Here is a 6,619-nt window from a genome sequence, read left to right on the forward strand (position 1 = left end):
GCGCAACCGCGCCGCCAGATTGCCGGTGATGAGCGAGGCCACGAGGAACAGGCCCAGCGTCAGCAACTCGCCCTGACGCGAGACGCGGAAGCTGTGGCGGGGTTCGGTGAACAGGTAGTTGTAGGCGAAGAAGCCCAGAACCGCCGTGGCCATGGCGAGGCCGAGGCCCCTGCGGCTGGCCACGACAACGACCGCCGTCATGTAGATCACCGAAAGGCTGGCGACCGGGAACAGCTGCTCTGCCGCATAGGCAAAGGCGGAGGCCAGAATGACGGCGAGAGCCGCCTCCCCCCAAGCCAGCGGCTCATGCGCAACATGCGGCAGATGCCAGCCCGCCCTTGTTGTCCGTTCATCGGGTTCCGCGGCGAGCGTGATCTCGAACCGTCCGGACTGGCGCAACAGGCCCGCGGCGACATCCTCGGTCGTCAGCCGCGACCAGAACGGACGTGGGCGCGGGCGGCCGATCACGATGCGCTTCACGTTGCGGTCCGCCGCATAGGAGAGGATCGCCTGCGCCACATCCCGTTCGGCTTCCAGCGTGGCGAGTTCCGCCCCCAGCCGCTCGGCCAGGCGCAGGGTTCCTGCCAGCCGGTCCTTGTCCGCATCCGGCAAATTCTCCGCCCGCGCCTGTGTGACATTGAGTGCGATCCATTCGGCGCGGGCGCGGTCGGCGCTGCGTTTTGCGACGCGGATCGCCTCGCGTGCAGCGGGGCTTTCGTTCACGCAGACCAGGATGCGCTCCTGCGTCGGCCAGGGCCCGGCAATGGCGTTGGCCGCCATGTGCTCGCGCAGTTGCGCATCCACCCGGTCGGCGGCGGCGCGCAGCGCCAGTTCGCGCAGGGCCGTGAGATTGCCCTTGGCGAAGAACGAGGTAAGGGCGCGCGCGGCCTGATCCTGCGGATAGACCTTGCCCTGCCGCAAGCGTTCCAGAAGTTCGTCGGGCGGAATGTCGATCAGCTCGATCTCGTCAGCCATCTCCAGCACGCGGTCGGGCACGGTTTCCCGCACCCGGACGCCGGTGATGCGGGCGACGGTCTCGTTCAGCGTCTCGATATGCTGGATGTTCAGCGTGGTGAACACGTCGATCCCCGCCGCCAGAACCTCTTCGACATCCTGCCAGCGCTTTTCGTGCCGTCCCCCGTCGGCATTCGTGTGAGCGAGTTCGTCGATCAGGGCGAGCGCGGGGCGGCGGCGGAGAAGGCCGTCCAGGTCCATCTCCGTCAGCGCCCGCCCCTTGTAGATCACCGGCTTCCGCGCCAGTTGCGGCAGGCCTGACAGCTTTGCCTGCGTCTCGGCCCGGCCGTGGGTCTCGATCAGGGCCGCCAGCACGTCCGCGCCCTCGGCATGCCTGCGCTGCGCGTCGTCCAGCATGGCCCAGGTCTTTCCCACGCCCGGCGCCGCACCGATGAAGATCTTCAACCGCCCACGCCCTTCCCGCGCCGCCTGCGTCAGCAGGGCGTCGGGGGAAGGGCGGGTGTCGGCGGCGGATGTCATTGCGTCGGCGTTCCTTGCCCGCCAGCGCCAGGCCCCGGAAAGGCCGCGTCGAGGGCGAGGTTCGTTTCCAGCACATTCACGCGCGGCTCACCGAAAAGCCAGAGGGTTCGGCCAAGCGTGGCCGCCTCGATCAGCCTGCTGACGGCGCCAATATCCACCCCACGCGCCGCGGCGATGCGGCCTGCCTGCGCGAGGGCATTCTCGGGACTGATGTCCGGATCCAGCCCCGATCCCGAAGCGGTGACGGCGTCGATGGGGGCGGAGCGGCCGGTCTTGGCCTCCCAAGCCGCCCGGCGTTCGGCCACGGTGGCGATCAGCGCAGCCGATGTCGGACCGAGGTTCGAGGCCCCTGTTCCCCCCGCATTCCAACCGCTGGCCGAGGGGCGGGGATGCAGATAGCCCGCCCCCTCGAACGGCTGGGCGACGAGGGCGGAGCCGATCACCGTATGGTCCCGCAGAACCAGACTGCCGTTCGCGGCGGCGGGGAAGAGACCCTGCGCAAGGCCCGTTAGGACAAGGGGATAGGCGAGGCCGGTCAGGGCGGTGAACAGGATCGTCAGGGAGAGTGCGGAGCGCAGATGGGCGAGCATGATGGTCTCCTCAGGCCAGGTTCAACGCGACAAGGCACAGGTCGATGGCCTTGATGCCCAGGAAGGGCGCGATAAGGCCGCCCAGGCCGTAGACGAGCAGGTTGCGGCGCAGAAGCTGGGCGGCGCTGGCAGGGCGGTAGGCGACGCCGCGCAGGGCCAGCGGCACCAGCGCGATCAGGATCAGCGCGTTGAAGATCACCGCTGACAGGATCGCCGAGCTGGGCGAGGCCAGCCCCATGATGTTCAGCACGGCGAGCCCCGGATAGGCCGCGACGAAGATCGCCGGCAGGACCGCGAAGTACTTCGCCACGTCATTGGCAATGCTGAAGGTGGTCAGCGCGCCGCGCGAGATCAGCAGTTGCTTGCCCACCATCACCACCTCGATCAGCTTGGTCGGATCGCTGTCCAGGTCGATCAGGTTCGCCGCCTCTTTCGCCGCCGGGGTGCCCGCGTTCATGGCGACGCCGACATCGGCCTGAGCCAAGGCGGGGGCGTCGTTCGACCCGTCGCCGCACATCGCGACCAGCCGCCCACCCGCCTGTTCGCGGCGGATCAGGTCCAGCTTCATCTCGGGCGTGGCTTCGGCCAGAAAATCGTCCACCCCCGCCTCGGCGGCGATCGCGGCGGCGGTCAGGGGGTTGTCGCCGGTGATCATCACCGTGCGGATGCCCATGGCCCGCAGTTCGGCGAACCGCTCGCGCACGCCGGGTTTCACGATGTCCTTCAGATGCACGACGCCAAGGATCTGCGCGCCTTCGGCCACCAGCAGCGGCGTGCCGCCTGACCGGGCGATGGCGTCGACCTGCGCCGCCAGCGCGCCGGGCGGGGTCTGCCCGGTCAGGCGGATCACCGCATCAACTGCGCCTTTGCGGAACCGTCGGCCATCGGCAAGGTCCAGCCCTGAAAGCCGGGTCTGCGCGGTAAAGGCCACCGGCATCGCCCCTGCAGGCATCCCGAGGCCCGCCCCCAGCAGCTCGCGCGCCTTCTCAACGATGGATCTGCCCTCGGGCGTCTCATCCGCCAGCGAGGCAAGCGCCGCCGCCTCGGCCAGACGACGGCTCTCCACGCCAGGGGCCGGGAGCAGCGCATCGGCCATCCGGTTGCCGAAGGTGATGGTGCCGGTCTTGTCGAGCAGAAGCGTGTCCACATCCCCCGCCGCTTCCACCGCGCGGCCCGATTTGGCGATGACGTTCGCCTTCACCAGCCGGTCCATGCCTGCGATGCCGATGGCCGACAGCAGGCCGCCGATGGTGGTGGGGATCAGCGTCACGAACAGCGCGCCCAGCACGACCACCGGAATGGTGGCGCCGGAATAGCTGGCGAAGGCGGGCAGCGTGACCACGACGAACAGGAAGATCAGCGTGAGGCCCACCAGCAGGATGTTCAGCGCGATCTCGTTCGGCGTCTTCTGACGTTCGGCGCCTTCGACCAGCGCGATCATCCGGTCGAGAAAGCTCTTGCCCGGTTCCGCCGTCACCTTCATCACCAGCCAGTCCGACGCGATGGTGGTGCCCCCGGTGACGGAGGACCGGTCTCCCCCGGCCTCGCGGATCACGGGCGCGGACTCGCCCGTGATGGCGCTTTCGTTGACGCTCGCCATGCCGCGCACCGCTTCGCCATCGGTGGGCACGATGTCGCCCGCCGCGACATAGACGAACTGCCCCGCCCGCAAACTGGTCGAGACAACCTCGCTCGCCGTTGCGGGGTCGGCATCCGGCCCGTCCAGCACGCGCACCTTGGTTTCCGACTTGGTGGCCCGCAAGGTATCGGCCCGCGCACGGCCGCGCCCCTCGGCGAGGCTTTCGGCGAAGTTGGCGAAGATCACGCAAAGCCACAGCCAGAACGCAATGTGCAGGGCCACCCCCGCGCCGGGCGTTCCCGATGCCAGGTCGCGCAGGCCCAGCACGGTCGTCATCGCCGCTACGATGGCGGTGACGAACATCACCGGGTTGCGCCACAACTGCCGCGGGTCGAGCTTGGTCACGCTCTGCCGGGCGGCCGTCCGGTAAAGGCCGGACATATCGGCTGCTTTTCCATCTCTGGACATGGGGAACCTCAAAAGCTCTGCCCGGCCATCCGCGCGGTCTCTTCCGCGATGGGGCCAAGGGCAAGGACGGGGAAGAAGGTGAGCGCGCCAAGGATCAGCACTGTCAGCACCAGAAGCGTCACGAACAGCGGCCCATGCGTTGGGAAGCTCCCCGCGGTCACCGGCGCGCGGGTCTTGCGCAGCATCGAGCCTGCGATGGCCAGCAGGGGCACGATGATCGCATAACGACCCATGAGCATGGTCAGGCCCAGGGCGGTGGTGTGCCACGGCAGCGCCGCGCCGAAGCCTCCGAAGGCGGACCCGTTGTTGCCGGTCGCGGAGGAATAGGCATAGAGGATCTCGCTCAACCCATGCGGCCCCGCATCCTGCACAGCCGAAAGCGCCGCAGGCGCGGTGGCGGCGACCGCGCCCCCCACCAGAATACCGAGCGGCATCGACAGGAAGGCAAGAACGGCCAGCGTCACCTCGCGCCCCTCGATCTTGCGGCCGAGGTATTCCGGCGTGCGCCCCACCATGAGCCCGGCCAGAAAGACCGCCAGCACGACATAGAGCAGCATCCCGTAGAGCCCCGCCCCGACCCCGCCGAAGATCACCTCGCCGATCTGCATGAACACCAGCATCACGAGGCCCGACAGCGGCATGAAACTGTCATGCATGGCGTTGACCGACCCGTTCGAGGCCGCCGTGGTGGAGGCTGCCCAGAGCGCCGACAGCATGGCGCCGAACCGCTGCTCCTTGCCCTCCATGTTCGCCCCCGGCCCGAGCAGCGGGTTGCCCGCGACTTCGGCCCAATGGATCACCGCAAGACCCGCCACGAACATCACCGCCATGGCGGCGAAGATCGCCCAGCCCTGCCTGCGGTCCCCGGCCATCCGGCCGAAGAGAAAGCAGAACGCCACCGGGATCAGCAGGATCGACAGGCATTGCGCGAGGTTCGAGGCGACGCTCGGGTTCTCGAACGGATGCGCCGAGTTGACGCCGAAGAACCCGCCGCCGTTGGTGCCAAGCTGCTTGATCGCGATCTGCGCCGCGGCGGGGCCACGTGCGATGATCTGCTCTCCGCCCTCGACTGTCACGGCCGTCACCGCCCCTTGCAGCGTCTGCGGCACGCCCTGCCAGGCCAGGAACAGCGCCAGGATGATCGACAGCGGCAAGAGGATCCACAGGACCGACCGCGTCAGGTCCAGCCAGAAATTGCCGAGCGTGCCGCCCTTCGCCGCTGTGAAGCCCCGGATCACCGCCACGGCCACCGCCATCCCGGTGCCCGCGCTGACAAAGTTCTGCACCGTGAGCCCGGCCATCTGGGCCAGATAGGACAGCTGCGCCTCGCCCGAATAGGCCTGCCAGTTGGTGTTGGTCACGAAGCTGACCGCGGTGTTGAAGGCAAGGTCGGGAGCCATCCCCGCAATGCCGTCGGGGTTCAGCGGCAGCAAGCCCTGGCTGCGCAGGATCGCATAGAGCAGGAGGAACCCCGCCAGATTGAACGCCAGCACCGCCATGGCATAGCTTCCCCATGTCATCCCGCGTTCGGGGTTGACGCCGGCTGCCCGCAGGACCGCGCGCTCCATGCCGGCAAGGGCGGAAACGCCGCCATAGACGCGGCCCATCCACAAGGCGAGGCCAAGCGGCGCGCCCACGAGGGCGGCGAAGTAGAGGCTGTAGGCCAGTATCGTCATGATGCGCGCCTCAGAACCGGTCGGACCGCAACAGGGCGGCCCCGAGATAGACGAACAAGCCCGCGGACACGGTCGAGCCCAGGATCAGATCGAACAGAGGCATGTCACATCCGCTCCAGGCCGCGCACGGCGAGGGTGAACAGGGCAAAGCCGGCCAGCCCCAGGCCGATGTAGATGATGTCGAGCATTGCGGATCCTCCGGTTTGGTTGCCGCGAGGCTGGATCCGAAGCCCGTAAAGATGCCATTCCTGTTCAGGCCGAAGGGCGTAAAGGCCGCGTAAAAAATGCATTCGGCATTAGTTCCGTCGCCCTTCGCGGACCGAGATTGGCGTCGCCAAGCCCGGTCTCCGCCGTCTGGAGAGCTGTTCTTCCTCCTCTGCCGGACGGCCGCTTTCAGGACTGCGGTCGGCTACTTCGAGGACCCGGATCAACTATGAAACACTGTCACACCTGCGCAAGTAGCGCTCACCACCTTGACCATAGGCAGCCCCAAAGTCGGCCCATTTGCCGTGTGGCTATGTGCCCTTTCGGACAGACGCTCCGATTCATGCATGCGGCCGACAGCCTTCTGATGCCGCAGCGCGTCGGAGGCTGCCTGCTGAACAGTCATCCCGCTTCAACTTCGCCAACCATCATCGGCAAGATGGCCTTTCCTTCAGATAGAGGCGCTAACTTGCCAATGATGTGATATGCGACTCACGATTTTATCCAAGACTTTGCATAGGAGAGTCCAGATGCCAGTTGATCCGGGTCCATTTGAACCCGTACTCGAGGGCTTGCCCATCGGTATCCCTCTAGTGGTCGATCTCGAC

At 67.4% G+C, this 6,619-nt stretch carries 6 protein-coding genes; all 6 read right to left on the reverse strand.

Annotation, left to right across the window (positions count from 1 at the left end):
* On the reverse strand, window positions 1-1,494 hold a 1,494-nt coding region (locus tag C5F48_RS20995; RefSeq protein ID WP_146170686.1), incomplete at its 3' end, for a DUF4118 domain-containing protein.
* A complete protein-coding gene (gene kdpC, locus C5F48_RS21000) occupies window positions 1,491-2,084 on the reverse strand; it encodes a potassium-transporting ATPase subunit KdpC (protein ID WP_107665725.1) in 594 nt (197 codons plus the stop codon). The genes kdpC and C5F48_RS20995, both read right to left, overlap by 4 nt.
* Before the next feature lie 10 nt (window positions 2,085-2,094).
* The gene (gene kdpB / locus C5F48_RS21005) at window positions 2,095-4,104 is read right to left on the reverse strand and encodes a potassium-transporting ATPase subunit KdpB (protein ID WP_373454360.1); all 2,010 of its coding nucleotides are present in this window, start codon (window positions 4,102-4,104) and stop codon (window positions 2,095-2,097) included.
* A 35-nt stretch (window positions 4,105-4,139) separates the two neighbouring features.
* The gene (kdpA, locus tag C5F48_RS21010) at window positions 4,140-5,807 is read right to left on the reverse strand and encodes a potassium-transporting ATPase subunit KdpA (RefSeq protein ID WP_107665727.1); all 1,668 of its coding nucleotides are present in this window, start codon (window positions 5,805-5,807) and stop codon (window positions 4,140-4,142) included.
* 10 nt (window positions 5,808-5,817) lie between these two features.
* Window positions 5,818-5,910, reverse strand: coding sequence for a potassium-transporting ATPase subunit F (locus C5F48_RS21015; RefSeq protein WP_107665728.1), 93 nt, complete (start codon window positions 5,908-5,910; stop codon window positions 5,818-5,820).
* A gap of 1 nt (window position 5,911) precedes the next feature.
* The gene (locus C5F48_RS24905; RefSeq protein ID WP_146170687.1) at window positions 5,912-6,097 is read right to left on the reverse strand and encodes a hypothetical protein; all 186 of its coding nucleotides are present in this window, start codon (window positions 6,095-6,097) and stop codon (window positions 5,912-5,914) included.
* Window positions 6,098-6,619: the final 522 nt, after the last annotated feature.

Origin of the sequence: Cereibacter changlensis JA139 (assembly GCF_003034985.1) — a bacterium.
GTDB classification, from domain to species: Bacteria; Pseudomonadota; Alphaproteobacteria; order Rhodobacterales; family Rhodobacteraceae; genus Cereibacter; species Cereibacter changlensis.